At 64.9% G+C, this 26,639-nt stretch carries 24 protein-coding genes; 10 read left to right on the top strand and 14 right to left on the bottom strand.

Going from position 1 to position 26,639, the window contains the following annotated elements; all coding sequences use genetic code 11:
• Positions 1-9: 9 nt before the first annotated feature.
• The 3 genes from NR810_RS51050 to NR810_RS51040 all read left to right on the top strand — a co-directional run bounded on the left by NR810_RS51050 (position 10) and on the right by NR810_RS51040 (position 4,828).
• Positions 10-3,051 (top strand): type III restriction-modification system endonuclease, encoded by a 3,042-nt coding sequence (locus NR810_RS51050; RefSeq protein ID WP_257463446.1) that lies wholly within the window; start codon positions 10-12, stop codon positions 3,049-3,051.
• A 99-nt stretch (positions 3,052-3,150) separates the two neighbouring features.
• Positions 3,151-3,762: a hypothetical protein gene (locus NR810_RS51045; protein WP_257463445.1), complete on the top strand. Its 612-nt coding sequence runs from the start codon at positions 3,151-3,153 to the stop codon at positions 3,760-3,762.
• A 574-nt stretch (positions 3,763-4,336) separates the two neighbouring features.
• A complete protein-coding gene (locus NR810_RS51040) occupies positions 4,337-4,828 on the top strand; it encodes a restriction endonuclease (RefSeq protein ID WP_257463444.1) in 492 nt (163 codons plus the stop codon).
• A 187-nt stretch (positions 4,829-5,015) separates the two neighbouring features.
• On the opposite strand, the gene NR810_RS51035 is transcribed toward NR810_RS51040, so the two are convergent.
• Entirely contained in the window at positions 5,016-5,597 is a 582-nt protein-coding gene (locus NR810_RS51035; RefSeq protein ID WP_257463443.1) for a hypothetical protein, read from the bottom strand.
• Positions 5,598-5,778: 181 nt separating this feature from the next.
• On the opposite strand from NR810_RS51035, the gene NR810_RS51030 reads away from it, so the two are divergent.
• The 5 genes from NR810_RS51030 to NR810_RS51010 all read left to right on the top strand — a co-directional run bounded on the left by NR810_RS51030 (position 5,779) and on the right by NR810_RS51010 (position 10,365).
• Positions 5,779-6,156 carry a helix-turn-helix domain-containing protein gene (locus tag NR810_RS51030; RefSeq protein WP_257463442.1) on the top strand — a complete coding sequence of 126 codons (378 nt, stop codon included), beginning with the start codon at positions 5,779-5,781 and terminating at the stop codon, positions 6,154-6,156.
• A gap of 375 nt (positions 6,157-6,531) precedes the next feature.
• Positions 6,532-7,788, top strand: coding sequence for a hypothetical protein (locus NR810_RS51025; protein ID WP_257463451.1), 1,257 nt, complete (start codon positions 6,532-6,534; stop codon positions 7,786-7,788).
• Entirely contained in the window at positions 7,778-9,340 is a 1,563-nt protein-coding gene (locus NR810_RS51020) for a hypothetical protein (protein WP_306819223.1), read from the top strand. The genes NR810_RS51025 and NR810_RS51020 overlap by 11 nt, the downstream gene beginning before the upstream one ends.
• Positions 9,337-9,792, top strand: a complete 456-nt coding sequence (locus NR810_RS51015; RefSeq protein WP_257463440.1) for a hypothetical protein — start codon at positions 9,337-9,339, stop codon at positions 9,790-9,792. Before NR810_RS51020 ends, NR810_RS51015 begins: the two co-directional genes overlap by 4 nt.
• A gap of 120 nt (positions 9,793-9,912) precedes the next feature.
• On the top strand, positions 9,913-10,365 hold the full coding sequence (locus NR810_RS51010; RefSeq protein WP_257463439.1) for a hypothetical protein: 453 nt from the start codon (positions 9,913-9,915) through the stop codon (positions 10,363-10,365).
• 41 nt (positions 10,366-10,406) lie between these two features.
• On the opposite strand, the gene NR810_RS51005 is transcribed toward NR810_RS51010, so the two are convergent.
• From NR810_RS51005 to NR810_RS50975, 7 genes are all read right to left on the bottom strand, one after another.
• Positions 10,407-11,351, bottom strand: a complete 945-nt coding sequence (locus NR810_RS51005) for a DUF2381 family protein (protein WP_257463438.1) — start codon at positions 11,349-11,351, stop codon at positions 10,407-10,409.
• Positions 11,352-11,465: 114 nt separating this feature from the next.
• Positions 11,466-13,628 carry a serine/threonine protein kinase gene (locus tag NR810_RS51000; protein ID WP_257463437.1) on the bottom strand — a complete coding sequence of 721 codons (2,163 nt, stop codon included), beginning with the start codon at positions 13,626-13,628 and terminating at the stop codon, positions 11,466-11,468.
• Positions 13,629-13,840: 212 nt separating this feature from the next.
• Positions 13,841-14,233 (bottom strand): helix-turn-helix domain-containing protein, encoded by a 393-nt coding sequence (locus tag NR810_RS50995; protein ID WP_257463436.1) that lies wholly within the window; start codon positions 14,231-14,233, stop codon positions 13,841-13,843.
• Between the two features lie 88 nt (positions 14,234-14,321).
• Complete coding sequence (locus NR810_RS50990) at positions 14,322-14,735, bottom strand: helix-turn-helix domain-containing protein (protein ID WP_257463434.1); 414 nt, start codon at positions 14,733-14,735, stop codon at positions 14,322-14,324.
• A gap of 11 nt (positions 14,736-14,746) precedes the next feature.
• Positions 14,747-15,166 (bottom strand): helix-turn-helix transcriptional regulator, encoded by a 420-nt coding sequence (locus NR810_RS50985; RefSeq protein ID WP_257463433.1) that lies wholly within the window; start codon positions 15,164-15,166, stop codon positions 14,747-14,749.
• Positions 15,167-15,175: 9 nt separating this feature from the next.
• Positions 15,176-16,339 carry a serine/threonine-protein kinase gene (locus tag NR810_RS50980; RefSeq protein WP_257463432.1) on the bottom strand — a complete coding sequence of 388 codons (1,164 nt, stop codon included), beginning with the start codon at positions 16,337-16,339 and terminating at the stop codon, positions 15,176-15,178.
• A gap of 24 nt (positions 16,340-16,363) precedes the next feature.
• Positions 16,364-16,978 (bottom strand): hypothetical protein, encoded by a 615-nt coding sequence (locus tag NR810_RS50975; RefSeq protein WP_257463431.1) that lies wholly within the window; start codon positions 16,976-16,978, stop codon positions 16,364-16,366.
• A gap of 607 nt (positions 16,979-17,585) precedes the next feature.
• Here NR810_RS50975 and NR810_RS50970 point away from each other — a divergent pair.
• Together NR810_RS50970 and NR810_RS50965 are read left to right on the top strand one after the other, a co-directional pair.
• On the top strand, positions 17,586-18,563 hold the full coding sequence (locus tag NR810_RS50970) for a DUF932 domain-containing protein (RefSeq protein ID WP_257463430.1): 978 nt from the start codon (positions 17,586-17,588) through the stop codon (positions 18,561-18,563).
• Between the two features lie 429 nt (positions 18,564-18,992).
• Positions 18,993-20,045, top strand: coding sequence for a DUF4062 domain-containing protein (locus NR810_RS50965; RefSeq protein WP_257463429.1), 1,053 nt, complete (start codon positions 18,993-18,995; stop codon positions 20,043-20,045).
• A gap of 11 nt (positions 20,046-20,056) precedes the next feature.
• Here the strand turns inward: NR810_RS50965 and NR810_RS50960 are convergent, their stop codons facing one another.
• The 6 genes from NR810_RS50960 to NR810_RS50935 all read right to left on the bottom strand — a co-directional run bounded on the left by NR810_RS50960 (position 20,057) and on the right by NR810_RS50935 (position 26,392).
• Positions 20,057-20,419, bottom strand: a complete 363-nt coding sequence (locus tag NR810_RS50960; RefSeq protein WP_257463428.1) for a hypothetical protein — start codon at positions 20,417-20,419, stop codon at positions 20,057-20,059.
• A 7-nt stretch (positions 20,420-20,426) separates the two neighbouring features.
• The gene (locus NR810_RS50955; RefSeq protein ID WP_257463427.1) at positions 20,427-20,903 is read right to left on the bottom strand and encodes a hypothetical protein; all 477 of its coding nucleotides are present in this window, start codon (positions 20,901-20,903) and stop codon (positions 20,427-20,429) included.
• Between the two features lie 908 nt (positions 20,904-21,811).
• Positions 21,812-24,196: a primase-helicase family protein gene (locus NR810_RS50950; RefSeq protein ID WP_257463426.1), complete on the bottom strand. Its 2,385-nt coding sequence runs from the start codon at positions 24,194-24,196 to the stop codon at positions 21,812-21,814.
• Between the two features lie 168 nt (positions 24,197-24,364).
• The gene (locus tag NR810_RS50945) at positions 24,365-24,628 is read right to left on the bottom strand and encodes a hypothetical protein (protein WP_257463425.1); all 264 of its coding nucleotides are present in this window, start codon (positions 24,626-24,628) and stop codon (positions 24,365-24,367) included.
• Positions 24,629-25,220: 592 nt separating this feature from the next.
• Entirely contained in the window at positions 25,221-26,078 is an 858-nt protein-coding gene (locus tag NR810_RS50940) for a phage Gp37/Gp68 family protein (RefSeq protein ID WP_257463424.1), read from the bottom strand.
• Between the two features lie 2 nt (positions 26,079-26,080).
• A complete protein-coding gene (locus NR810_RS50935; protein ID WP_257463423.1) occupies positions 26,081-26,392 on the bottom strand; it encodes a hypothetical protein in 312 nt (103 codons plus the stop codon).
• Positions 26,393-26,639 lie beyond the last annotated feature (247 nt).

Below are 26,639 nucleotides of genomic sequence, written 5' to 3'. Positions count from 1 at the left end.
CGCCCTGCAATGAAGCTACACTTCGAACCGAACCTCGACTACCAGCTCCGCGCCATCAACGGGGTCTGTGACCTGTTCCGCGGTCAGGAGGTCTGTCGCACCGCGTTCACTGTGACGCGCGGGGCGCTCGGCGGTGCCGCGCTCCTCCCCGGCATGGAGAATGAACAGGGAACCGGCAACCGACTCCAATTGCTCCCGGACCAGGTACTGGAGAACCTCAAGGACGTCCAGCTCCGCAACGGCCTACGCCCCGCAGAAGAACTCGAGTCTGGCGACTTCACCGTGGAAATGGAGACCGGCACCGGGAAGACCTACGTCTACCTGCGCACCATCTTCGAGCTGAATAAGCGCTACGGCTTCACCAAGTTCGTAATTGTCGTGCCGTCCATCGCCATCAAGGAGGGGGTCTACAAGTCCCTTCAGATGACCGAGGACCATTTCCGCAGTATCTACGCGGGAACGCCGTTCGACTACTTCATCTACGACTCGGGGAAGCTTGGACAGGTCCGCAATTTCGCCACCAGCCCACACATCCAGATCATGATCGTCACCGTCGGCGCCATGAGCCGGTTCGGCGATGAGGCCGAGGCCGTCGCGGAGGAAGCCGACGAACAACGCCGTCGCGAGAAGTCGAAGAATGTGATGTACCGCCCGAGCGAGAAGACCGGCGGCGAGAAACCCATCGACCTCATCAGCGCCACCAGGCCCATCCTCATCGTTGATGAACCGCAGAGCGTGGACGGCGGACTCGACGGCCGAGGCCGACAGGCTCTCGCGCGAATGAAACCCTTGTGCACACTCCGCTACTCGGCGACGCATGTCGATAAGCACCACATGGTCTACCGGCTCGACGCGATCGACGCCTACGAACAGAAACTTGTCAAACAGATTGAGGTCGCCTCGGCCACCGTCGACGGCGCCCACAACCGACCGTACGTGAAGCTCGTCTCCGTTGCGAGCAACCGCGGTGGGGTTACCGCGAAGATCGAGGTGGATGCGCAGCGACCGGGCGGCGTTCGGCGCGTCGAGCTCACCGTCGAAGACGGCGACGATCTCGAGCTGGCCACGAGCCGACCGCTCTACCGCGACCACCGGATAGGCGAGATCCGTGCCGGACGCGGACAGAAGTTGCTGGAACTCCGAGTGCCGGGCATCGACCCGGTTTGGCTGACGCCCGGCCAAGCCTTTGGCGACGTCGACCCGATGGAGATGCAGCGGCAGATGATTCGACGAACCATCCAAGAGCACCTCGATAAGGAGAAGAGGCTCCGGCCCCAGGGGATCAAGGTTCTCAGCCTTTTCTTCATCGATCAGGTGGACCGCTACCGGCAGTACGATGCGCAGGGCACGGCAATCAAGGGACCCTACGCACGGATCTTCGAGGAAGAATATCGGCGCATGGCTTCGCGCCCGGACTATGTCACGCTATTCAAGGAGGTCGACCTCTCGCGGGACGCCAGCGAGATCCACGACGGGTACTTCTCCGTCGACAAACACGGCGGCTGGACTGACACCGCCGAGAACAACCAGCAGAGCCGGGACAGCGCGGAGCGGGCCTACAACCTGATCATGAAGGACAAGGAGCGGCTGTTGAGCCTGGAGACACCGCTCAAATTCATATTCTCCCACTCGGCGCTGCGCGAAGGCTGGGATAACCCCAACGTCTTCCAGATCTGCACTCTGCGAGACATCCGAACCGAACGCGAACGCCGCCAAACCATCGGACGGGGGCTCCGGCTGTGCGTGAACCAGAAGGGAGAGCGCGTTCGCGGCTTTGACGTTAATACTCTCACGGTCGTCGCCACTGAGAGCTACCAAGAGTTCGCAGAGAACTTGCAGCGTGAAATCGAGGCTGACACCGGCATCCGCTTCGGCATCGTCGAAGCGCACCAATTCGCGACGATCTCTGTGAAGGGAGAGGCCGGGAGACCGGCTCTGCTAGGCGCGGAAAAGTCGAAGGCGGTATGGGATCACCTGCGTGCGGCCGGCCATATCGACACGCGCGGAAAGGTGCAGGACTCGCTTCGCAAGGCGCTGAAGGATGGGTCCCTGTCACTGCCGCCGGAGTTCGAGGCCATCCAGAAGGAGATCGAGCAAGTCCTCCGCAAACTCGCGGGGCGGCTGGAAATCAAGGACGCCGACCTGCGCAAACCGATTGGCACCCGGCGCGAAGTTCTCCTTGGCGAGGATTTCAGGGCGCTTTGGGACCGGATCAAGCACCGGACCACCTACCGGCTGGAGTTCGACAACGAGAAGCTCATCGCAGATTGTGTGCGGTCCGTCCGCGAGGCACCACGTGTGCCAAAGGCGCGGCTCCTATGGACGACGGCGGAGCTCGTGATCGGTAAAGCGGGCGTGGACGCGAAGGAGACCCAAACCTCTGCTCCGGTGTTCCTTGAGGAAGCCCAGGTCGAGTTGCCCGACATCCTCACCGAATTGCAAGACCGGACCCAGCTCACCCGGCGGACGATTTATCGGGTGCTGACTGAGAGCGGTCGGCTGGACGACTTCAAGCGAAACCCGCAGCAGTTCATCGACTTCGTGGCCCACGCAATCAACGGGTGCAAGCAGCTCGCGGTGGTAGAGGGGATCAAGTACCAGCGACTCGGCGACGAGCACTACTACGCCCAGCAGCTCTTCGAGGAGAAGGAGCTTACTGGTTATCTCAAGAACATGATGGCGGCTTCCAAGTCAGTACACGACCACGTGGTCTACGACTCGGACGTCGAAGCGTCGTTCGCCGACCAGCTAGAGAAGAACGCTGCGGTGAAGGTCTACACCAAGCTCCCAGGCTGGTTCACCGTCCCCACCCCTCTCGGTGGGTACAACCCGGACTGGGCCGTGCTGGTCCAGACCGATGAGGGCGAGCGGGTTTACTTCGTGGTCGAGACCAAGGGCGACCTGTTCGTGAACGACCTCCGCGACAAGGAGCGCGCGAAAATCGAATGTGGCAAGGCACACTTCGCCAGCCTTGGCGTCAGCGAGCCGCCGCTCAAGTACACCGTCGCGCGGACGCTCGATCAGGTCCTTAGCGAAGTCGAGCCAACCTAAAGTGGGGTTATCACTGGGGTTTCTAAATCCGTAGGCGCTGGTGGGTATCAGCACATGAGCCCAGGAAATGACTCCTGGGCCTCCGCCAGGAGCTTCCGCATGGCCGTAATTCCCCTGCCCCCCTTTATCATCAACCATTTCGGCAAACTCACTCTGGGTGCCGCAGCAACCGCCCTCGGTGGCTTTGTCTATGCCCAGCGCGAGCGCATCAGCCGGTGGCTCGATGACGGCGGCCTCGACACCACGCCGCGCGACCGGAACGAGGTGCTCGAGACGGCCGAGTCGCTCAAGAACCTCCACGGCCAGCTGACCCCGGACGAGCTGGATAAGAAGCATGCGGAGCTGCTGGATAAGCTCACCGCCATGAACACGAAGACGGTGAGCGACTTCAGGGTGATCCTGAACGACTCGCAGGCGGAACTCATCACCTCCATGGCCGAACTCGAGGGCCAGCTCGACGCTCAGCGGAGCGAAACGCGAGCTCTCGGCGAGGAGCTGCGTGAGGCCGTAGCGGACCTGGCGCGCCGGCAGGATGCGGTGGAGCAGTTCCTCCACGGGAAGGACCGGGGAGAGGTCTTTGCCGTCCCCGGGCGTCAACGCACCGCCGCCACGACCCCGAGCAGGCAGGAGGAGACCGGCAAGAAGCCCTCCCACAATGGCAGCAGGCGGAAGGGCAACGGGAGCACCGCGCCCGAGACGCGCGCCCCCTGACGCACTCCCCCGCCCTCTCGCAGCTGCATGCCGTGGTGGCCCACGAGCCCCCGGCATTTTTTGGCCTCGAGGTGCACGCGCCGCAGCACCAACTCAAGGCACGTGGGCTCAGGCGCACTTCAAGGTGCTAATCGCCAGCAAATTGTCCAGTTCGACGGGCTGTTCTTCACGCTGAGCTGTGCCACTCGTCGCCTTCACCGGTTCCTTCATGGCAGACTCACTGAGGGGAGGCAGTCCAGTGTCAAACACGAATGTCAAGAGCCGTAGCAAACTCGCGGCTGACAGGTTCAGGAATCCGGATGACGACCCGAAGGGTCCGTACATTCAGTGTGCTCTCACTGCACCGGGCACCACGTCCCCGCTCCGATTTGAGTGGCGTGGGCAGCTTCCCCCCAACGGGCGAGTCTGGCGCTTCAGCCGCGAAAACATGGATCGGCTTGAGGCGGAGGGACGAATCGTGTGGTCACGGCACGGCGCTCTGCCACGACTCAAGAGATACCTAGCGGAGGTTTCGCCCCAGCAGCAAGACGAGGACGCTCCTGCCCCATACGGTCCAGGCTACGGAGAGTTCATCTTGCGAAAGACTATGCGGGAAATCGCCAAATGGATCGCAAAATTCCCAGACGGACTTATGGAATTGGAATGGCCTGAACTCGAAAGGGTGCTCCGAGAGGTTTTCGAGGGCCTGGGATTCGTGACGCGGCTCACCCCGCTAGCACAGGACGGCGGGTTCGACCTGGAACTCTCTTGCGCGAAGGATGGAAAACCCATCACTTTCCTCGTTGAAATCAAGCATTGGACTCCACCATCCCGACCTGGACGAAGGATTCTGAAGAGTTTCTTCGATGTGGTGGTCAAGAATTCGGCGACGGCAGGGCTTCTGCTCTCCAGTTCTGGCTTTAGTAGTGATGCTATCGCTGGGAGGACGGAGGTTGAGCGCCAAAGAGTTCGCCTGGGCGACCACAGCAAGATCGTTACTTTGTGCCAGTACTACGTTCAGCGCGAGGCGGGGCTCTGGGTTGAAACCACTCCGCTGCCCGATCTCCTGTTCGGGGACACCATCTAATTATCTGCTTCCCTGCCCTTCATCTTATTGTGCTCCAGGAAGCTCGCCAGTTCCGCCGACAACAGCGAATTGGTGGTGACCAGTTGCTCGCCCCTGACTGAGCAACGAGGCTCTGGGCCACGAGCGGTGGCCATAGCAGGTGCAGTAGCGGTTGGCTTGAAGGACAAATGCACGAGAGAGCGACGGATCACGCCAATCGACCAGCGAGACGAAGAGCCTCGAACCGCGTCCGTGCTTGGTCGACCCAGCGTGCAAGTCGTTTGCCTTGCAGGAGTTCACGATCCAGCACTGCTTCGACTGAGCCGCACGGAGGTGGACGCGCCGCGAGTCTGGAGCGCACCAGCTCAAGGAGCTGGTCTTCCCGGGCCTTTGGAGCCGGGCCGGGATTCCAGAACATCCAGCCGGTTTCCGTCGTACGGTAGAGAATCACCGACATCGGGATCTCCTCTCCGTGGGCCAGTTCCGCAAGTCGCTCCACATCCTGCTCAAGGCTGCCCGCCGGAACATCGAGCCCCTCAACCTCGAAAGCAGCAAGAGGAAGCCAGCGGCGTCCGTTCTCTGGCTGGTGCGCCCGCACCGCCCAAACGAAATCTATACGCCGACCACGTCGGCCCGCAGTGGGGCTGGGCGGGAACTCCGTGAAGAACTCGCATCCGACGGCTCTGGCGCCTCGGGCGAGCAATGCCCCGACCTCGAAGAGCGTCAGCGCGTCGGAGAAATCCGCAGTATGTCCGCCAAAGTCCCCCGCGAAATGGTCGTAAGCCGTCATGTCGCACTCCCGTATCGAGGCAAAACGACATTCTGCTGCATTCTGCGCGCAGCCTCCATGCCTACTCGGGGGGCTGGATAGAGCACCTCGCACAATGTTGATGCTGGCCAGCGACAGATGTCCTGGCACGTGCTGGGAGTTGTTCGTCGCGGCCTTCCGCTGTTTGCAGTAGACGCACACCATGGACGAGAAGCTGCGACACGCTCTGGGGGAAGCTGCTCGAACTGCTCGCCTGCGGCTGGGCCTCACGCAGGCGGAGGTGGCCAAGAAGGTGCGCCTGAAGCCCGGCGTCTACGGCCGGGTCGAGCGGGGCGCCATGGTGCCCAGCGTGCCCACGCTGCGGCGCATCTGCGAGACCCTGGCCATCTCCTCGGACGTGCTCCTGTCCCTGGGTGCCCAGGCCCACGAGGTAACGGCGCCGGCCCCTCCGCCCGCGGCCGGTGAGCACCCCGAGTTGAGCCGCATCATCCACGTCCTTCAGGGGTGGCCGCCGGAGCGGTTGGCGCTCTTGCGCAAGCTGCTGGAGACGGCCGGTACCCACCTCTCCGACGTGAGCTAACGGGCCTCGGGCTGCACGAGGCTGCGCGCCATGTAACCGACAGCGCTGAGCTGCTTGTCGTCCAACTGGCGCAGGGTGCGCAGCAGGCGGCGCGGTCGCGACGACTCCTGCGAGGAGGGATCGGACCGTGCAAAGTGGCATGCGCTCTCCTTCTGCACCGGGGGTGCATCGAGCTGCTCCAGGCGACCCGTGTGGTTGGGTTGCGGACCCTACGACACGAGGCGCCTTTTGCCCGCGCTGTCCAGTCTGTCCGGATTTGTCAGGGCCACCCGATAGAGTGGGCGTCATCCATCGGAGGCGCTGATGACATCCACGCTGCTGGTGCTACTGCTCCTCGCGCAGGCGGAAGGGCCCGACAACCCACCCGATGGGGCAATGGAGCCACCGCTATCGGCTTCTTCGGCTGGGCGCCTGCACTACCTGGCGCGCCTGGAGGCCACCGGGTTGGCGCTGCTGCCGGGTGGCGGGACGGGCGGCGTGGAGCGCTATGTCCAACTGACCCCCATGCTGGTGCTGGACGGCGGCGAGGAGCTCGGCGTCAACCTGGGCGCTCCGGTGCGGCTGCGGCTGGGGGGCGGAGTTCAGGGCGGCGGGTTGGTGCGCCGCGAGGACTGGGACAGCCTCTCGGACTGGGGCCAGCTGGTGCGTGCGCTCAAGCTGGGCTCGGACGCCTCCCCGGTGGGGCTGTGGGCGGGCGCCCTCGACAGCTACAGCCTCCTTTCCGGGCACCTGGTACGGCGGTACTCGAACCGCACCAATCCGGACTACTACCCGGCTGGAGCCTTTCTCACCGGCACGCTGGGGCCCTTGTACGCGGAGGCGTTTTCCTCGGACGTGCTGGGTGCGCGCCTCATGGGCGCGGAGGTAGCGCTCGACCTGGCACACCTCTTCACGGGCCCGCAGGAGCAACCGGGGCGCTACACGCTGGCGTTGTCCGCGGTGCACGACTGGGGGCGGGCCGGAGGCCACTCTCCCCAGGTGACGCTGGCGCACCTGGATGGAACGGCGGTGGTGGTGGTGCGCCCGGACTACGAGCTGCACGTGCTGGCCGGCTGGGGTGGGCGTCCGGGTGTGGGCGGGGCCTGGGGCGCGGTGGCCGGCGTGGGTGCGGATGCGGTGACGCCCACGTTGGACGCACGGCTGCGGCTCGAGGTGCGAGGGCAGCGCGGAGGCTTTCGCCAGGGCCTCTTCGGCCCGGACTACGAGCTGGCGCGCTTCCGCGCAGCGGGCCCTTCCGGATTGCCAGTCGTGGAGGCGCCCTTTCCCGACGGCTTCTCGGTGTACGGCGAGGCGGTGGTGGGGTGGGATGCGGTGCGACTTGGCGGGTTGCGGCAACGGCACCTGCACCTCTCCCTGGCGGTGGAGGCGTTTACCTGGGGACGCGTGGACGTGGACGGGCGGCTCGCGGCGCAGCTGGCCGAGCGGCGCGTGGAGGTGGCCGTCAGCGCGCTCGCCACCGGAGTGGGCAGGCCAGAGGCGCGCTACCTGTATTCGGGCGAGGTGCGTTGGCGCTTTGGCGGGTGGCTGTACGCGGTGGGCCAGGGCGGCACGTTGCTGTTCCCGACACCGGGCGGAGCGCTGCGCCCGGGCGCCTTCGCGTCCCTGGGCCTGGGGGTGGACCATGCCCGCTGAGATGCCGCGGAAGTGGGTGGCTCTGGTACTTGGGGCTGTCGTGCTGTCCACCGGCTGCATCACGGTGACGCCACCAGCGGGACGCGGCATGCTTCTGGACCGCAACCCGCGTGCCTCCTCTGGGTTGGCGGGCGAGGTGCGTGATGGCGCCCAGTACGCGGCCACGGACTCGAATGCACCCGCTCGGCTGCTCCGCCGACGGGGTGAGCGCGTGCAGGGCACGGAGGTGGCCATGGTGAGCCCAGCCGAGATGGCGGTGCGCGCGGTGGCCAGTGGCGCCGTGCAGGTTGACGCCTTCGAGTACCTACTGGCACTCGCGGGTCTGGACAACTTCAACGACCTGTCCCCGCGAGGCGCGCCCCTCTCGCCCCAGGAGGCGGCCCGGGTGCTGGCGGTGCTGATGAACAAGCCCGTGACGCTGGGCTCGTTCCCGCCCCGAATGGCCGTCTGCCACCTGCTGCGCGAGGTGCTGGAGGGAGGGGAAGTCTCCCGCGAGGAGCTGCTGCGCCGGATCGAACGATTCAAGACGGTGGCCGTGCTGCGACCGGACGGATACCTGGCCTGGACGCTCAACGGACGCACCCAGCAGAAGGTGGGCCCGGTGGAGTGGAAGGAGGAAGCTTTCCGTGCTGGCTCCTTCGAGCTGGGCCGCTTCTACACCGTCAATGGGTGGGTCTTCCGGCAGGCGGATGCGCAACTGCGCCCCCTCATGGAAGGGCCCCCACTGGCCGAGGTGTACGACGACGCCGACTACATCGGCCGCTCGCTGGATGGCGCGGAGGAGGCTTTCGTCGAGCTGTACCATGCCATGGGCCACCTGCTCACGCGCCCGCTGGACAGCATCGCGGCGCTGCAACACCTCCCGGCGGGAGTCGCGGCCCTCATCGCCTCCTCGCCGGAGTACCTCGAGCACTTCCGGTACATGACTCGCGGTGAGCAGGTGAAGGCGGTCTCCAAGTTGACGACCAACCTCATCGTCACCTTTGGTGCCGTTGGGGGCACGACAAGCACGCTGCGGGGGGCCCTTGCAGGCGCGGAGGCCACCGTGCCGATGCTGTCTCTCTCGGCCGATGGGGTGCTGATGGTGGAACGCGTCGTGGTGCCAGTGGGTAAGGCGGCTACGGTATTGCGTGGTGGACCGTGGGCGGCCGTTATCGTCCAGCAGGCAGGTGGGCCCGGCACTGGGACCTCGGAGGCACCGCAGGGGCAGATGCGCCCAGCAGCCGAGGAACTTCTTCAGCAAGCAACCCGACTGCCACCCGAGAGGATCAACGGCTTCCGGATCTTCGGGAACAAGGGGCTTGTTGGCCAGACCTTCCAGCGTAATATCTTGCTGATCGAGGCAGAGGCCAAAGGAGCAGTATCCTTGAGACAATTGATAGCGGCCTTTGAGGCTGAAGCGCGCGCCGCCGGCGCCACCCGCCTGAGCATTACGGGACATGCCGTGATCAATCAGGGCTTTTTGAACCCAGCAATTGCGCAGCGCTTTGGGTTCACGTTTCGGCTCATCAACAAAGACACAATTGAATTGGTCAAGGAGTTGCTGCCATGACTGGTCTCAGCGCAGAGGCGAGGCGCCAGAGGCTCCTCCGGAAGTTCTATCGCTCAGGAAGCGAAGGAACGTGGACTCGCCCCTTCGACGATTTCCCGGCGGAGGTGCGCACGAACCTGCTCAACATGGCTGCCGTTCGGGGCGGGGAACTCCCGGTGCTTTCGCACTTTCGAGATCCAGAACATTGGGTGCTACTCACTACTGAGCAGGTCATAACCTGGAGACCTGATGGCATCCTGCATCTTCCCTGGAGCGAGATTGAAGATGCGACGGTGGATGCCGCTCACGTCAACGGAACCCTGGCCTCAAGCTCAAACGGAAAACTGGCCCTTAATCGACTGAAGATTCTGCTCCGAAGAGGAGAGGCGGTGGAGCTAGAGCTTGAGGCAGGGGCGGCATTCTTCGGTTTCTGGAACGCACTGAAGATGGCCGCCACCATGAACAATGCATAGAGCCGACGGCCAGCGTCATTCCTGGTTGCGTCTGTAGCCGAAGCAAGTTTAGAGGCCACTCCGGCGAGCTTCGAATGGGAAGGGTCATCACTATGTTTCCTATCAAGAGAGGGGAGGAGAATGGTCGTATTTCAATGTGAATGGGTCGATGAGCAGATGCTCTCAGGGCATTCATCATTCGATCTGGGGCACATGACTTTTTCGGGAGAAAAAGGAATTTGCACATCGCGTGGGAAGAGCCCAGATCAGGCAATGATGCTGGCCATTGCCATTACGGATCTTCTCTACGGACTGGAGACGCTGTTGAGGGGGAACCAGTCTGAGTATAGGTTCGTCGGAGCGGACTCCTCTTTTTCCGTTTGGTTCAAGAAGTCCAAGCGAGGGAGTATCTCAGTTCGTTGCGGAACCACAGAACTTGGCGAAGCCGAGTCCACAATTCTCTGCAAATCTATTCTACACGGCGTTGAGACATTCTTTTCCCAACCCGGAAATGAGCTTCCCGTGAACGACCCTGTCCGCGAGGACCTCTTGTCCTCTGTTCAGAGCTTCAAACGTTGTCTCCGCGAGGGGTGAAAACGCCCTGCGTTCTATGGCATCCAGCGCCCTTCGGCCCCCTACGGAAACGTCACATTGTCGAGTGTCACGGCGCGTTGCCGAGCCGCGTCCCACAGGATGAGGGTATAGGTGCCCCGGGCCTCCTTCTCCGTAGCCATGAGTTCCACCACGACACGGCCCAGCCGCTTGTACTCGCGTCCTGGCTCCGCCGGTAGAATGGGGTCCGGCTGCCAGATTGGGAGGGGCTTGAACACCTCGCCCTTGTGCCCCCGAAGGACCGCGCCCGCCGCCGTCCACGGCGTCGCGCTAGGATTCTCTAGGTACACCTCCACGGCCACTCGCTCTTTGGCGCGGTAGCTGTAGACGCGGTCCTTGACGAGAGCGTTGCCCTCCTTCGGAGTGACATCGTCAGTCAGATCCTTGACGAGGACACCTCTCTCTCCATCCACGATGCTGGAAGCAATGGCGCCCCTCAGCCCATCCGGGACGCCGCGCTCGGCGCGGAGCTGCCGCACCTCCGCCCGGCACTGCTGCACCTCTGCCTCGGCCTCCTTGGCGACTTGCTGGAAGTGAGCCACAGGGCGCGGCTGCCGCAACACCTTGATTTCCTGCATTCCGAGCCCGGGATGGACCACAAGTTCGAAGGTGGCGCACGCGGGCGCAGCACCGTCCGCAAAGCACACGTCCACTTCAGTCCGCTTTCCGGCGGCCAGGTTCTCGCGGGGCACCAGCGTGAGCGTCTGCTGTCCCAAGGCCCAGTCCTCGAACCATTCCCGCTCCTGAATCTTCAGGGATTCATGCTGGAGCAACGAGTCGAAGCGGAACGTGATGTGCAGACCTGGGCCGATACACACCACTGGCGCCTGTCCCTTGTTGGGCGTGGGGGACAGCTCGATGCGCGGGCTCGCGGCTTCGCACTCATCCATACCGCGAGCCGCGGAGACATCCGAGGGCGTGGACAGGAGAACCAGCGCCACGAGGGCGACGGGAGGCGCGAGGAGCATGGGAGGTCAACCTTCAACGGGAGTGGCGCGCGAGCGCCAGGAAGAGTCCGGCCTCTACCACACCCCCGCCCTCCAGGCGCCTGACCTCCAAGCCACCGAGCCCATGACCGACGGCTACTCGAAGCGATCCACCGCCCTGACGTCTTGGCTGGAGGAGACGACTGCGGAGTCAGGCCCGCCGTCCGGCTTCATTTTCACGCCAAGCTCACCCGCCCGGCTCCTCAGCTCCAAGCAGACGGGGTACGTCTTCCCGCTCGGCGCCTTGGCCTGTTTGAATCGGCCATAGACACGGTCCTCCGCGAAGATGAGCCGCCCGGAAAGGACTGTGCCCGGCCTCAGCTCTCCCAAGTCGGTCGTTAGTGTGAACGTGCTGTATTCCGTCACGGTGACGGGCTTGGCACCCCCGACAACGGGGAAAGAGCCAAAGGCTTCTTGCCCAATGTGGATGCCCAACGCATTCATGGTGTCCACGGCGCTCGTGGGGCACGCCTCGGGCTTGGGGGCGGGGCGCACCGAGGGCACGCCAACGCAGCCGCCGAGGACGGCGCAGCAGGCCGCGGTAACGCACTTCTCCGCGAAACGGGCACGCCGGGCCTGGGGCTGGGGCTTCTCGGGGGTGTTCACGCTGAAGTCTTCCTTACGAAGCATGGCGGTGGTGAATGCCGGCGCGGGGGTGGAAGGCAAAAACAGCGCCGCGCCCCCGCCAGCTTGCGGCGACTCCCGCGAAACCGCCAATTCCCGGGCAAGGTAGGTGTGAAGAGTCGGGTTGTTGCCGGAAGACGTAAGGGGTTCTGATGCAGGTTGGTGCTGCGTAATACCGCCTGCCTGAGAGGGAGAGGCGGCGAGCACCGCGCCCGCACTGGCCGCAGCCGCCACTGCCATCAACACCAGCACCAACGCCGCCCGGCGTAGGCCGTCCAGAGCCACGGCGCGCACGGGCAGAGTGCCCATGAAGGTGGGGAAGGCCCGCGAGACTGCGAGCCTCAATGGCCCTCGCCTCGGAACGGCTTCGCGCGTGGGTCCTGCATACCTCATCTGAGAGGCGACGACCCCCGACTCGGGAACCGCGGAGCCCTGCACCGCCGGCAACGGCGGAGCTGCCACTTCCCCCTCGGGGAGCGGCACGCCTTCCCAGGCATGGGCGGGGAATATGGCCGCCATGCGCGCCGCCAGGGCCTCGGCCACCGGCGCGGGGCTTGGAGGCGCGGCGGGCATGACAGGCGGAGCAACCACAGAAGTACGGCTCTCCTCGGCACTCAGCTTCTTCTGTCCGCGTCGCGGCGGTGCGAAGCACCTGCGCACCGCGAGTTCCTCCTCGTCCCAGGGCACCTGCGCTGGAACCTCATCCGTCATCGCCTCTTCGGGCGTATCCGGGTCGCCCAGTGGCACGTCCCAGCTCGCGTCGCCCCGGGCCTCGGCCAACGCCGACTCGAGCACCGCGCACAGCGCCGCCATGTCCGGGAAGCGCACGGCGGGCTCCTTCTCCAACATGCGCATGCACACGTCGGACAGCGCCTTGGGCACCCGAGGATTGCACTCGTGCGGGGCCGGAGGAGTCGTGCCGAGAATCGCCTTCACCATGAGAGGGTTGCGCCGGGTGCCAAAGGGCAGCCGGTTGGTGAGGAGCCAGTAGAAGGTAACGCCCAGCGCCCACAGCTCGTCGGACACCTGGGACTTGTAGCTCACCGGATCGCCCGCGTTCTCCCCGAGGAAGCGCCATGCCTCGGGGCTCACGTACTCCTGCGTTCCGGGTGGAAGCACGCTGGAGCCGGGCACCGGGGTGGCCTCGGCCACGGCGCCTATGCCGAAGTCCACCAGCACGGGCTCCACGTTGCGCGAGCGGATGATGATGTTGTCCCGCTTGATGTCACGGTGAAGGACATTCTTGCGATGCACCGCTCCGAGGGTGCGGGCCAGCGTCAGCATGAGGCCCGCGCACCGGCGGGCACACGGGTTTTCCGTGAGGGCGTACTGCTCCAGCGTCAGGCCGTCCACCCACTCCATGACGATGTAGAAGTAGCCGTGGTCAGGGTCGGGCCAGCGGTCGTAGCCACGGACGCGGACGATGTTGGGGTGCTTGAATTTCTGGAGGATGGACACCTCCATGAGGCCCCATGCGTCCAGCTCGCGGGCACGGAAGAACTTGATGACGAAGAAGCGGCCCGCGCGCTCGGCCTTGAAGACGAGCCCCTGTCCACCATCGCCCAGCTTTGCTGTGAGGCGGTAGTCACCAACAATGTCCCCGGACTCGGGCTGCTTGAACGGCGGGAGTTGCATGGAATGAGTCGACCTCCGGAGTTGGAGGCTAGCACGACTCGGCTCTCAGGTTGCGCTGCTTGAATCACACCTGGCGCGTGCCCGTGTCCACGCGGAGCACAGACGCTTGCCTCGCGTACAGCGGCCAGAGCCAGGGGCGGCGCACACCAGTACCCCTCCAAAGTCCGGGTGCAGCTCGGCCCCTGGCCCCAGCCCAATCTCGTTGCGTCCGCTCACTCGTCGTCGGTCGCGTTCTCCAACACCTTCAACACCCGAATCAGCCGCTTCACCTTCGCGGGGCTCCACCCGCGCAGCATGCTCACGAGTTGCAGCAGCTCCGGCGACAGGCTGCCCTCGGGGGCGGGCGCATCGACGGAGGCGGCCACATCAGTGGGGCTTAACGCGAGCAGCGCGTCTGCGGAGATGCCGAGGGTGCGCGCAAGCTTTCGCAGCGTCGGGACGGCGGGCATCATTCCGCCGCGTTCAATGCGACCATAAACATTGGCGGCGATTCCGGCCTGGCGCGCGACCTGGGCCTGGGTGAGCCCCAGCCGCTCGCGAGCCGCACGGGCCACTTCTCCCAGGGATTGCTGGAGCTGTTCGGGCTGTAGCTGTTCGAGTTCCATGGGTCGCATCTACCAAAGTCCTCCGCGCGTCGTGCCGCACGCCGGATGGTGAGGGTCCTTCATCGGTGCAGCTTCAGGCGGGTCATGGTCAGCAGCGGGCGTCTTGCGTCGAGGGCGTGGGCCGTCGGGAAGTGCTCGAGTTCGTCGTGAGCATGGCCTGGGCCACGCCCCGCAGCGCTCTGAGTTGGCGAGGTTTCATCCGGCGTGCCGTGCGGAGGAATTCGTGGACAGCCGGCCTCTCCTTCGGAGGCGGTGAAGTGAACCACGCGGGCGGCGTCGGAGATGAAAACCCCAGCAGCGTATTCGCATCGACGTCCAGCGCTCGGCACAGCCGCTGCACCGCCGGAAGGCTGGGCATCATCTCACCGCGCTCGATGCGTCCGTAAACAGCCGTGGCCAGCTCGGCGCTCTGGGCGACCTGGGCCTGAGAGAAGCCCTTTTCCAGGCGGGCCGCCCGAGCCGCATCTCCGAGGTACTTCTTCAACGCCGCGTCCATATCCATCGGCCATGCCTTCAAGAAGCGTGTTTCGTCTTGCGTGGGGCCCGTGCGCCCGGAGAGGGCAATAGGGCACTGGCGACGTTGCTGAGCGCGGTGAGTTGCCGCGGCTTGAGCCTGCGCACCGAGCGAAGAAGACGGCGCACCGCGGGTGATTCGTCTTCACCGGGAATCTCGAGGGTGAGCCATGCGGGAGGCGTCGAGGACGAGAAGCCCAGCAGCCGGTTCGCATCCACGGCCAGAGCGCGACACAGGCGCATGAGCGTGGGAAGGCTGGGGAGCATGTTGCCGCGCTCCAGGCGCCCGTACACCTCCGTCGCCACGCCAATGCGCTCAGCCGCTTCCTCCTGCGTCAGCCCCGCGCGTGCACGCGCCTCGCGTGCCATCGCTCCGAGGTGAAGGGCCAGCTTCGCTTGTGTCTTATGTACCTGGGCCATGGTGCGTTCTCAGTGGAAGTCGTCGGTATCGATGTCGGGCGGCACGGGGAGCACGCCCCGCTCCACGCCAGCGTGGGCGGCCAGCTTGTCGAGGTCGGAGGCTTCCTTGAGAGTCTCGGCCAACTCCTCCTCGGCGTCCTTAGCTCCGTAGGGTTGAGGTGATGCACGTAGGTAGGCGTGCAGCTCGTCGCGCAGCTCGCCCGCGGTCTGGTAGCGCTCATCTGGGTTAGGGCGCAGCGCCTTGGAGACAATCTGCCGTAGCGGCGTCGGCAACTCCTCGGCCACTCGTTGAACTTCCTCCGGGCCAAAGTGCAGCACGCGGTCGGCGAGCGTCTCCAGATTGATGAAGGTGGGCACCTCGCTACGGACTTCTGCCGGGAAGCGGCGCTTCACGTCCCGCCACAGGGAGTCGGGCGGGTCGAGGGGGTAGCTCGCCAGGAGCATCTCCAGCAGAACCAAGCCGACCGAGAATATGTCTGCGCGTCCGTCGAGATTCCTGGGAGTGAGCACGTCACGCTGGCCCGGCTCGGGCCGTAGGAAGCCCAGGAGAATCTCCGGAGCGATGTAGGACGGGTCCCCCCGAAGGAGTCCGTCCGGCGAGCGGATGCGGCCCAGCAGCTCCGAATAAGCGGCGCCGAAGTTGGTGACCTGGACGCGACCATTGCGCCCGAGGCGGATACGCATGGGGCCCACGGCCCGGTGCACCAGGTGGAGAGGACGGCCCGCTTCGTCCACGGCACGGTGCGCGAAGTCGAGGGCGTCCGCCACCTCACCGGCGACGTAGGCGGCGAAGGCCGGAGACAGGCGGCGGCCCACGGCCACGGCGGCGTCCATGGCGGTGAGGAGATAGCAGCCGCGCATGTGCTCCATGACGATGTAGGGCAGCTCGTTCTGCACCGCATACCCGTACACGGCGGCGATGTTGTTGGGGTGCCGTAGGAAACGGGCGAGCCGCACCTCCTCGAGCACGCGCTCTAGTCCCTCATGGCCCTCCTCCAACACCACGGGCTTGAGCTCCACCAGTTTGACGGGCCCACCCTCCGCGTGTTGGCGCGAGGCGAGCAGGAGGGTGTCGTACTGGGGGTGGGTGACGAGGTGGCGCAAGATGCTGTAGCGGTAGCCACCGGACTCGAAGGTGATGCGAGCAGCAGGGCCGTGAGGTGAGCGAGACATGGACGAGTCTTGGCGAGGAAGCGGCTAATGGGATGCGGCGGACTGCCCGCCAACGGAAACGGGTTGCGGCTCGTTGTTCTCATCGGGCCTGTAGAAGGCGCCCAGCTCGTAGTCGCCAGCGCGGTAGGTGTTGTCCTTCACCTCCACCGGACCTACGCATCGCTCGGCCCTGCCGGTGAGCGCCTCAGCGAGGTAGCCGTCGGGGCGGAGCACCAGGAGGGGTTTGAACTCCTGGATGCGACGGCCCAGCTCAGCCCGGGAAACGGCGGTGCTCTTGAAAGTGATGTCGAGCAGTAGCACGTCCGCGACGAGCCAGGGGGCGTACTCCACGGGCTTGGGCGGATAGAGCGGGTAGAGGTGAAACTGCAACCGGAGCTGCTTGGCCTGCTCCGGGGACACCTCGCGTCCCGAGGGCAGCAACTCCGGAGGAAGCCCCGCCCGCATGAGCAGCGCTCCGAACTCGTCCAGATCCGCGAGTGCATCCCGGGTGGAGGCATACGCCTGGGGCGGGCTGTTGCTCGCGCACGCGAGGGGACACAGCAGGACCACGGAGAGCAGCGTGAGAAGGCCCAAGGGGGAGCGGGCGGGAGTCGAAGCAAGACGAATCCCCGTCCGACGCGAGGAAGAAACGCGCGGCATGACAACACCTCCGATGTGCATGGGTTGCGGCTGGATTGTGCTGCTACGGGTAACACAGCCAATCGCAGAAGGAAAGCCCAGCACTACCGCCAAGGTTCCCATCCCTAGTCAACCCGTCAGAGCGGCACAGCCCTGGTTCCGAGGGAGGAATGGTAGCCAAGGCGTTTCGTGACGTGAGGAGCAAGCGCACCTGGGTTACTCCTCTGGTAGCGTCCAGCCCCGAATCTCAAAGCTTACGCGGTTCGCCGTACGCCGGGCTCAAGCCATCACCACCGTGGCCCTCATCGCGTGGTGCGCGGAGGCGAGACACGGAGGGTCGGCTCGCCATTCACGGTCGCGCCAACACGCCTCTTTACGCGGTAAAGAGAGCTCAGCTTCCGGCATGAACGAGGCGTAGAGCCGCGGTTCCGCCCCCGCCGAATCGGAAGAGCACGCCTCGGTATAAGCCGGTGGCAGGGACTCCCCCTGCTGGCGTCGGCCAACCGACCGCCGCAGTCCTCCAACCCATCCAGAGGTGCGCACCGCGAACGAGCGGGACCCGGGACCCATCCAGCCCGCGTTCCGAGAGATCGAGGCGCGCCCTCACTCATCGACAAGGAGGAGCACCATGCCGCACGACATCAACCAAATGGCCTACGTGGGCCAGGAGCCCTGGCATGGCCTGGGCACGCAGCTGCCGCAGAATACCGACTACGAGTCCATCGTGGAGGCCGCCGGCTTCTACAGAGCGGAGGAGCGGCCCGTCTTCGCCCCGGGCATGGATGAGCCCATTCCGGACAAGAAGGCCCTCTTCCGACAGGACACGGGCGAGTACCTAGCCACCGTCAACCGGGGCTACGAGGTCATCCAGTTCGAGGAGGTGGCCCGCACACTCGTGGAGGCCGCCGGTGGCATGCGCTGCATCTTCCACACCGCCGGAACGCTGGGCCGCAACGGCGTACGCGGATGGCTTCTGGGCGAGCTCCCCGGCGACATCCAGGTCCGTGGCGACAAGTCCCCCATCAAGAAGTATGTGCTGGGGTACTGCGGCCATGACGGCAGCACGGCCATCACCCTCAAGAACGTGGCCACGCGCGTGGTGTGCCAGAACACCATCGGTGTCGCGCTCGGGGAGCGGGACGGGGCGGAGTGGCAAATCCTGCACACTTCAAGCGCTAAGGCGCGACTCGACGAGGCCGGCAGGGCCTTCCGGCGCTTGGTGCAGGGCTACGAGCGTTTCGCGGCACTCTCCGACCACCTCGCTATGACGCGCTTCAGCGAGCACCAGCTGCGAAACGTCATCGACTTGGTGATGCCGCTGCCCCAGGACGAGGCTGAGCACCCACGCCTGATGAAGGGGCGTAACAAGGTCGTGGAGCTGTTCCACGCCGGCCGGGGACTCGCGGGTTCCATCCGCGGTACCGCGTGGGGAGCGCTCCAGGCGTTCAGCGAGTACGCCGATCACCACCGGCACACCCGAGTCCCAAAGGGCAAGAGCGTGGACGCACTGCGCCTCGAATCCATATGGATGGGCAAGGCGGCCAGCTTGAAGCGCCAGGCGCTGGCGACCATCGCGGACACGGCTCGCATCCGGCTTGCGACTTGAAGGACCACCGCGACCTCGATGCGTGCCAGCGCGCAGCACGCGCTGTGGCCGAGGACGGGCGTCGCCACATGGCGCCCGTTTTCTTTACGTTCTCCACGAATGTGCCGTGAGCGTGCCGATGGGCAAGTCAGATTCGCGGGCGGTCGGAGTACCACTACCGCAGCTCGTCGGCCACGTCCTTTTCGTACTTGCCGTCCAGCGTGCCGCTTACGCCACCCGAGTGACGAACTCCCGGAGGTCGAGCAGCCAGGATGCGTGCTCGGCGTGCTTGAACTGAACGCTAAAGCGCACCCGGAAGCGTTTTGACAAGCCATCGCCTGCCTGCTTGGTGAGATTGCTGAATTGGCTCGCCTACCTGATTGGACAGGAAGCAACAGACGCACCAAGCAGGTGACATGACGGCGATATTTCAGTAGAGGGGCCTGCCCTATGATGAAGCCCCACACCTTCCTGAGTTCCACCTGCTACGATCTCAGTACCGAGCGTGAGGTGCTGGCGGACCATCTCCGCCAACTCGGCCACGAGCCTATCTTGTCCGACTCAGTGAAGTTCCCGGTAACAAGCGGGATGCACTCTCACGCCGCGTGCCTCGAGCAGGTTAAGCGCTCCAACTACTTCGTCCTCATCATCGGTGGTCGTCGTGGTGGGACCGCAGTGCACAGCGAGAAGTCCATCACCAACGAGGAGTACAACCGCGCCGTCAAGCTGCGCCTCCCCATATACACCTTTGTCAAGAAGGAGGTGAGGGATGCAAAGCCCTTCTACGCGAAGAACCCTACCGCCGATATGTCCTTTGTCGTGGACGACAAGCGCATCTTCGACTTCATCGACCAGGTGGCAGGGGCGAGCGAGGACAACTGGGTCAAGACTTTCAGCACCATCGCCGAGGTGAAAGAAGCGCTAACCGCTCAATTCGCCTACAACGCACTCCTGTGGTCGGAGGAGTTCGTGAAATCGCGCTCGCCAGGCGCAAAGCCCGTGGCTCCTGAGGGCCTTGCCCCACTACCAGGCAGTTTTCCGCTCATCGAGGCGGAGCACACCAAGGACGATGCGCCGGAACTCACCAAGGGGATCCACAAGTTGCACACCCTGCTTGGGAGGCTGCTCACGGACAACCCCGGCACCTATGACGAGAAGGTGAAGCTCCTGTGGGTCATCGCTCGCCATGGTGATTTCGACCCTGGGTCCGGTAGGTGGTCCATGAAGGAGGCGGCCTTCAAGGATAAGACGTGGGGCACCAGCAGAGGCAATCGTGTGTTCCAGCAGGTGGAGCCCTACGGTATCCGGGGGGAATACGACATTCATTCGGATCCCGATGGTCGGCAGACCACGTACGTCTACCTGCGCTTTTCGGATCGCACGGATATCTCCCTGCCGCTGGCGCTGAACCAGTATGTGAAGGATCTCATCAAGCACTACGGGCCAGATCGAGGGCTAGAGATGTTCCGACAAGCCGATATGACCGTCTATGCGCGCGTGTAGTGAGGAGTGCCTCAAGCAAATTCACCGTTTCGGCGGGAGCGGAGTCCTTCCCGGAGTGCCACAACTCCGGGGCCCACGTTGATTCGCCGCCGGTTCCGCCCGCGCCAGCGCGTACACCGCGTACAGCCCCAGCCGTACCACATGACACAGCCCAGCACGTTCACGAGCGCGCCGCACCTCAGGCGCGGGCAGGCGAAGAAAACGCGCTCTCCGCCGAAACTGGTGGGGCTCGCCACACGCACGAGCTGCACCTCCGCCTCGAAGCCGAACTTCTCCAGCCGAATGGACTTCGCCTCACGGAAGCGTGTGGGCTTCATCTGCGCCCGTATCATCGGCAGCGTGATGCGCGAGACCTGGTCGCGATAGATCGCCATAGCGCAATCACCCTCCCCCGCGGACCGTCACGGTGTCCGCGTGGGCAACGAACATCTGCACGGGCTTGTCGCGGCCCAACTCAATACGATGCTCCTCCAGCAGCATCTTCAATCGCCGCGTCATGCTGTCCGCGAGTTTAGTGAGCGCCTTCACCGCGTCGAAGTCCCGCCGGCCCAGCGCCTCGCCCACCGCGGCGTCGATCAAATCCACCTGGCTTCGGGCAACGGCCAGCAAACGGGCGATTGTTCGCCGACGGGTGGCATCGCCGTCGTTTGAGGCCAGCGCCTCGGCCATGCCGCGTGCGTATTCCACCAGCTGCGCCGCATCACCGGTGGTGAAGCTGGTGAGCGCGAGCTGGTCCAGCGCTGGCAGGCCGAGACGGGGCGGCAGCGAGGGCGGCTCCTCGCGTGCGACGGCCTCCAGCTGCGTGTCGGAAGCGCATGCGGCGAGCGAGAGATGACGGGGAACCGTGGGAGTTGTCACCCATTGATGTTAATTGATACCCGTGCCCCGCACAATGCGGGCAGTGCGCGACTCGGAGATCTCCACCGAGGACACGAGGAGCGCGAGGTCCCGGCGTGGACAACGCTCCGGGGTGGTTCAGCGGGCCAGCGGATCCGCGAGCCGCCGCGTCCGACGGTTCCGCCGGGACGAGGATCGAGGTCTGCCCTACTCCTGCCCCAGGTCTTCTCGGTAGTGGTGAAGGCGATCGGTGGCCCGGGGGCGGCGGAGGAAGGAGAGGAGGCGACGGAGCATGCTCAAGCATAGGTCATCGACGGCCTCCGCCACCGCCGTGGTGATGACGGCGCGGAGAGCCCCTGGACGCGCCCTGGCCGGGCCGCAGACGTGCACCACTAAGGCGCCCGGTGGCCCGGGGAGATGGTGGTGGCCGCAGAAACAAGGCTCAAGGGGTCATGCCGCCGCGCTACCGCCACCCGGCCATTCGCCCAACTCGGCCAAGCTTGCGTGTGAGGACTGCTCGCAACACGGGAGAGGACGCCAGCTCCCGCAGGTGTCTAGGACCTAAGCTACTGAAAGAACTTGGTTTTCTCTCTTTCTAGACACTAGACAGAGAAAACCTAGTCAGCCAGCCAAAGAAGTGAAATCCAATGGAGGAGGACCAGGTACTCCAAAGGGAGCAAGGCTCGGTGGTAACCGGCCTTCTGGCGTCTAACGCCTAGCTGGCACGGCCCGTATCCGAAAAGCCCATGAATCACAGGCACTTGCGCGTCAGCGCGAGGTAGACACCCTCAGCCGAGTCACTAGCAAGTGCCGAAGGGCCCGGGGCCGCCCCCTTGGCATCACAAACCGGCGGCGGCACCAACGTGCCCCGGCCTGGCCTCGACGGGGAGGGGCACGTTCCTTCGAGGCCGGCAGGAGCAGCCGATAGGTCAGTTGGCGAAGTCTTTCTCGGTGCCCGGGGGCACCTTCGCCGGGCTCATCTCGGAGGTAGGGACGGCGTTGGGCGCCTTCTCACCCGAGCGGCGCGTCACCTTGCCGTCGGCATCCACGTCCAGCGGCAGACCCAGCCACACCCGCTCCTGGCCGCGTCCCTTGATGGAGGCACGACCCGCGCTGGCCTCCGGGAAGGCGGCCTTCAGCGCGTTACGGAGCGGGGTGTCGATGGTGTCTGGGACGGACAGGCCCTGGCTACGCGCCCAGTGCTTGAGGACGCAGATGAGTTCCCGGGAGGGGATGTGTTCGCACCCGTCCGCGCTACCCACTACGGTGGCGACGCGCGCTTCGTCAAACCGCTTGTCGTCCGCTTTTTCCCATGCCGCCGCCATCGAGCGGTAGCCCACCACCCGCATCTCGTCCACCGCCTTCTCCACCGCCGAGAGCGAGGCGTTCTGCATCAGCCGCCAAGCGGTGGTCTCGAACTGGGTGTTGACGTCAATCTGCACCTGTCGGTGGAGCAGATGGTGGAAGAAGGCCGCCACCTGCCTGCGCGGGCCACTCATGTCCGCCCGCAGAGCCTTGATTAGCGGCTGCGACAGCTTGGTGCGGCTGTGGAAGACGATGAAGCGCCGGTCTCCTCGCTCGATACGGACTGGACGGTCGTCGTTGGAGCAGAAGAGCAGCGACATCTTGTTCTTGGTGTTGGGCTGCGCCTTCTCCCCCTTCTCCTCAACCACCACGGTGGGGTCGGTGATGAGCCGCTTCAGCTTGTTTGCGAGCGTCTTCTCCTTCGTCGTACCCGAGTTCACCTCGTTGGCCACCAGCAGCAACGTGTCCGCGTTCCACGAGGAAAACCGCTCCTCGAGCCGCTCCTGGTCCACGGTGATGACGCTTCCCGCCGGGTAGAGAATCTCGAGCACCTCCACCAACGTCCCCTTGCCCGATCCTTGCTCTCCGTGGAGAACCACCGCAGTCAACATCTTCAACGGCGCCAGCTTGAGGTAGATGCTCTGCACCAAGAGCGCGAGCCAGTCGAGGAAGAACTCCAGCGCCTCCTCACGCCGGTCCTCGCCCACGAGATTCATTACGAGCGCCCGAATATCCGTCCAGTCGCCCTCACGCGGCACGATGCTCGTGGGGACGAAAGTGTTGAACGTCATGAGCCCGTTGTGCTCCACCAGTCGCTCGATGCTCTCGTAGACGGGAGCACGCTTCTTGTAATGGGGAATCTGCGTCTTCATGAAGCGCTCGATGGCCTTCCGGTCCCCAATGGTGGGGGCGAGCATGGTGGCGAACGCCTCGGGCAGGATGTCCTGGAGATAGCTGTCGTCGGCCTGGAGAATCTCGTAACGGTTTGCACTGACGTTGAAGAGGTACTTGGTGGGGTTGGCGTCCCCCATGGCCGCTTCGGCTCGGGCATCGGCCACCGGGGTGAGTTCGCGCCCGTACGGAGGAGGCAGCCCGTGTCCGCTCAGGTCCAGCCAGATCATCGGCTCCTCCTTGGCCGCGGCAGCGAGCAGCGCCTCCGCATCGCCCTTCCCATCAGGGAACAGGAGCGTGGCGGCAGCGACGCACGCATTGAGCGCGTCGAGGTCCTCGTTGACGATGGCGGCGAGGTTGGTGGCGATTCCGTGGCGCAGCTGCGGAGAAAGCGACTTCACGTTTTTCTTGGCCCAGCACCACATCTTCCCATTGAGGAGGGCAGCCAGGACGGCGGAGTGGTGCGCCGTTGGCACCTTCGGCTCGAGGAAGATCGGCTCCCGAAAGTCGAACGGGACCATGTCCACGCTGAGCTTCGGCCCCTTCAGTTCCACCAACCAGGCCGACTCCGCGGTGGCCTCTTGCATGGTGCACTGCGGGGCCTCGATCAGCCTGTTCGGGGCGAGCGGCGTGATGCCCGGCGAGGCGAAGAGCCGCATCACCCACGCCGTCAGCCGGTGGAGCTCCTGGAGGCTATGCATGCGGTCCAGCAGCAGGATGATGCGCATGCGGTCGCACACGGAGCCGGTTGTGTCGGTGGAGTACATCACCCCGCTGAAGGCGAGGAGTTCGCGCAGGCGGTCCGGACTGTAGGGATAGCCCACGTCCCAGCAAAGGCGATCAGTGTTGTGGACATCGAGGACGAGAGCGCACACCCCCTCGATGTCTCGCAGCTCGAGGGAACGGCCGCGAGGAAGGAGGCACCCTTTGGGTTTTACGAAGATGTAACCTTCCTTCGCGATTTCGGGCCGCGGCGGGGCGGTGAGCAGCTCGATGAGGAGCTTCGTCGCGTCCAGCTCCACCACATAGTACTCCCAGTCGGTAGAGGCATCCGGGCGCGTGGCGTGGGTAATTTCGAAGCGAGTACCAGACGCGGCCAAAATGGCCGACTGTTTCATATTATGGTTGGGTTGCATTAACTTATGCCTGCGAGTGGTTGCGATGGTGGATTGTGTCGAAATTCAATGGAATGAACCCGCTGACGCAGGTCTTCCATTCAGGGTCCGTTTCGTAGGTACTCTTCGGCATGAGACAGCCGGAGAGGCGGCTGAGCGTGCCGCTGGGATTCAGCTCCGGCCCACCTCCCGGCAGAACTCGCGCAGGGCCACGAGGTTGTTGGGCTCGGCGATGACGGCCCGTGCGTGGGGCCCCAACTTTGTGGTGGCCGCGAGGACGACCGTCAACGCCGGATAGCGCTGCTCCGGCGCGCGCTCGACGAGCACCAGCACACGGCTCGCCGCCTCACTCGCCCACCGCGCCACCGTCTCCCACCCCTCCTTGGTGAGCTGCTCCTCGATGACGCACAGCACGCGCGGCGGCTTGCGACGCATGACGACTTGGGCGTCCCGGAAGCTGCCCATGAAGGCATCCGTGGTCTGGGCGAGTGCAATTAGTGACCGGAGGAGCACCAGCCCGTTTAGGCCAGCCCCAACGAGAACCATGGCACATCCGTAGGTGTCCGGCATCATCGCTTCACCTCATCCAGTTCACGCGCCAGGAGTTCCTCCAGCCCTTCCAGGATGAGGGAGCGCAAGGGCGGCGGTGCACCACCGTCGCGTTGGGCTCGGGCCAGTCGCAGGTCATCCAGTCGCGAGCGCATGTCGCGGGGCAGCGCGAAACTCGTCACATAACTTTCAATGGCTCCAGGTGCTCGCATTGAGAAAAGCCTCCGAAATTCGTGCCTAATTGCATAAACAACGTAGGCAATCCGGCCCCAAACGCCCAAATGGCATAACTACTTTCATGTCTGATCTCCGCGCCCACTTCTGCGTCCGGAAGAACTTGATGACGAATTGCCGGCGGCTCGCAGGGGCCTGCGCGCTATGCCAACTCCACGTTGATGAGATCGGCGCGGTAGATGGTGAGCAACGCTCAGGCTGGGCAGAACGCCGACGCTGCACGCCCTGCCCCACCTGGGCTTCGTCAGCCGCGGCTGTACCGGCGGTCCACGCCGGGCACCTCGCGCCGTCGCAGCTCCTCCGGCCACTCGCCCCAGTCGCCGCCATGCCGGTCCCTCAGATTCAGGCGCTGGCCCTTCTCCATCGGGTGCGCCCCCAACTGTTTGAGGAAGTACGGCACGCCGGCCCTTTCGCACTCGACCATCAGGCTCCGGGCCCAGTCCTGATCGAAGGCACGCGGGCTCTCTCCGGACTCACCGCCCTGGATGACCCAGTCCAGTTCGGGCAGCCAGTCGGCGAGGCTGATGGGCTCCACCTGCGGCTCCACCGAGAGGAATCGTGTCGTCCGCGCATCGCCCACTTCGAGCAACTCAGTGACGCGCCCACAGGTGGCGGCCGCGGTGATGCTGGTGCCCGCCCAGAGGTTCTCCGGCCATGGCTGCCCGAGGCCGGACAGCCACCGGGAGAACTCCGCCATCCGGGACGGTCTCTTGGTGAGCCAGAGCCACCGATGCCGCTGCCCCTCCGCGCTCGTCACGGCTGCGATGATCTCCGTGGTCAAGTACTCGAAAGAGACTCCCTTCGAGAGCGCGTCGGACATGTCCGAGGTGAAGACCAGCCGCGGCGAACCATCGAGCCACGGCTTGTCGGGTCGAGGGCTGCCAGCGAGGTCCGGCCAGCGCGCGGCGTCCGCCATACGACCGGGGAAGCGCGTCACCTGCTCGAACACGGGCGCATAGCCGGAGCTACGCCCCCCATAGCGCTGGTGGAGCATTCCCGCGTAGCAGGAGCGCCGCCCAGGTCCCCACAGTTCACAGCCGTCGCAACCCATGGTGGGATTCACCGTGGAGTCGCACCACTGGATGTTCGTGCTCTTGGACATGCTCAGGCCCCCTCGTGCGCCACGTGGGCCTGCGCGGATGGGGGCACGGGGGAGATTTCGGAAACGTTTCCGGAATCCTCCGGTTGCTGCGAGGAGCTGACGAGACCCCCGCATGCAGCGTCCAGCCGCTCGGCGATCTCCATGCACGCCTTTCCCAACGTCCGCTGCATCTCGGCCGCTTTCTTCACGAGCACCTTCACCTCGGGCGTAGCCCCCGCCTTCAGCTCGGTGAGCGCCTTCTCCACCACCTCCGTTTCGCTGAGCATCCGCTCCGACTGCGACACCAGCCTGGTGAGCACCCGGTAGACCGGCACCTCCGCAGCCCCATCTTCGTCCGCGCTGGATGGCCCCCCCTCCGCTGCGCCGTCCGCCGCAACGGCGGGAGTTCGCCGTGCCTTGACAAGGCGCTTCGTGGCCATGACGGAGTGACTTTCCGTAAGCCTCCGCTCCAGCCCAGGTAGTGGAGGAACTCGAGGAGCCGCAGAGTGCGCGGCGCGATGACGACGAACACAGCGACGACGAAGACGGAGCCTGAGTGGTTGGAAGCAGCGCGGCGGCCGA

The sequence above is a fragment of the Archangium lipolyticum genome (genome assembly GCF_024623785.1).
In the GTDB taxonomy this organism is placed as follows: domain Bacteria; phylum Myxococcota; class Myxococcia; order Myxococcales; family Myxococcaceae; genus Archangium; species Archangium lipolyticum.
Note: the sequence above shows the minus strand (reverse complement) of the source record. Positions and strands in the feature narration are given on the sequence as shown.

Excerpts from the sequence above, each read along its gene's own strand:
- NR810_RS51035 (WP_257463443.1), bottom strand. The coding sequence starts at position 5,597 with ATGACGGCTTACGACCATTTCGCGGGGGACTTTGGCGGACATACTGCG.
- NR810_RS50965 (WP_257463429.1), top strand. The coding sequence starts at position 18,993 with ATGATGAAGCCCCACACCTTCCTGAGTTCCACCTGCTACGATCTCAGT.
- NR810_RS51025 (WP_257463451.1), top strand. The coding sequence starts at position 6,532 with ATGGAGCCACCGCTATCGGCTTCTTCGGCTGGGCGCCTGCACTACCTG.
- NR810_RS51030 (WP_257463442.1), top strand. The coding sequence starts at position 5,779 with ATGGACGAGAAGCTGCGACACGCTCTGGGGGAAGCTGCTCGAACTGCT.
- NR810_RS51020 (WP_306819223.1), top strand. The coding sequence starts at position 7,778 with ATGCCCGCTGAGATGCCGCGGAAGTGGGTGGCTCTGGTACTTGGGGCT.
- NR810_RS50960 (WP_257463428.1), bottom strand. The coding sequence starts at position 20,419 with ATGGCGATCTATCGCGACCAGGTCTCGCGCATCACGCTGCCGATGATA.
- NR810_RS51015 (WP_257463440.1), top strand. The coding sequence starts at position 9,337 with ATGACTGGTCTCAGCGCAGAGGCGAGGCGCCAGAGGCTCCTCCGGAAG.
- NR810_RS51000 (WP_257463437.1), bottom strand. The coding sequence starts at position 13,628 with ATGCAACTCCCGCCGTTCAAGCAGCCCGAGTCCGGGGACATTGTTGGT.
- NR810_RS51045 (WP_257463445.1), top strand. The coding sequence starts at position 3,151 with ATGGCCGTAATTCCCCTGCCCCCCTTTATCATCAACCATTTCGGCAAA.
- NR810_RS50940 (WP_257463424.1), bottom strand. The coding sequence starts at position 26,078 with ATGTCCAAGAGCACGAACATCCAGTGGTGCGACTCCACGGTGAATCCC.
- NR810_RS50985 (WP_257463433.1), bottom strand. The coding sequence starts at position 15,166 with ATGGCCCAGGTACATAAGACACAAGCGAAGCTGGCCCTTCACCTCGGA.
- NR810_RS51005 (WP_257463438.1), bottom strand. The coding sequence starts at position 11,351 with ATGCTCCTCGCGCCTCCCGTCGCCCTCGTGGCGCTGGTTCTCCTGTCC.
- NR810_RS50990 (WP_257463434.1), bottom strand. The coding sequence starts at position 14,735 with ATGGATATGGACGCGGCGTTGAAGAAGTACCTCGGAGATGCGGCTCGG.
- NR810_RS50975 (WP_257463431.1), bottom strand. The coding sequence starts at position 16,978 with ATGCCGCGCGTTTCTTCCTCGCGTCGGACGGGGATTCGTCTTGCTTCG.
- NR810_RS50970 (WP_257463430.1), top strand. The coding sequence starts at position 17,586 with ATGCCGCACGACATCAACCAAATGGCCTACGTGGGCCAGGAGCCCTGG.
- NR810_RS50945 (WP_257463425.1), bottom strand. The coding sequence starts at position 24,628 with ATGCGTCGCAAGCCGCCGCGCGTGCTGTGCGTCATCGAGGAGCAGCTC.
- NR810_RS51010 (WP_257463439.1), top strand. The coding sequence starts at position 9,913 with ATGGTCGTATTTCAATGTGAATGGGTCGATGAGCAGATGCTCTCAGGG.
- NR810_RS50980 (WP_257463432.1), bottom strand. The coding sequence starts at position 16,339 with ATGTCTCGCTCACCTCACGGCCCTGCTGCTCGCATCACCTTCGAGTCC.
- NR810_RS50950 (WP_257463426.1), bottom strand. The coding sequence starts at position 24,196 with ATGAAACAGTCGGCCATTTTGGCCGCGTCTGGTACTCGCTTCGAAATT.
- NR810_RS50995 (WP_257463436.1), bottom strand. The coding sequence starts at position 14,233 with ATGGAACTCGAACAGCTACAGCCCGAACAGCTCCAGCAATCCCTGGGA.
- NR810_RS51050 (WP_257463446.1), top strand. The coding sequence starts at position 10 with ATGAAGCTACACTTCGAACCGAACCTCGACTACCAGCTCCGCGCCATC.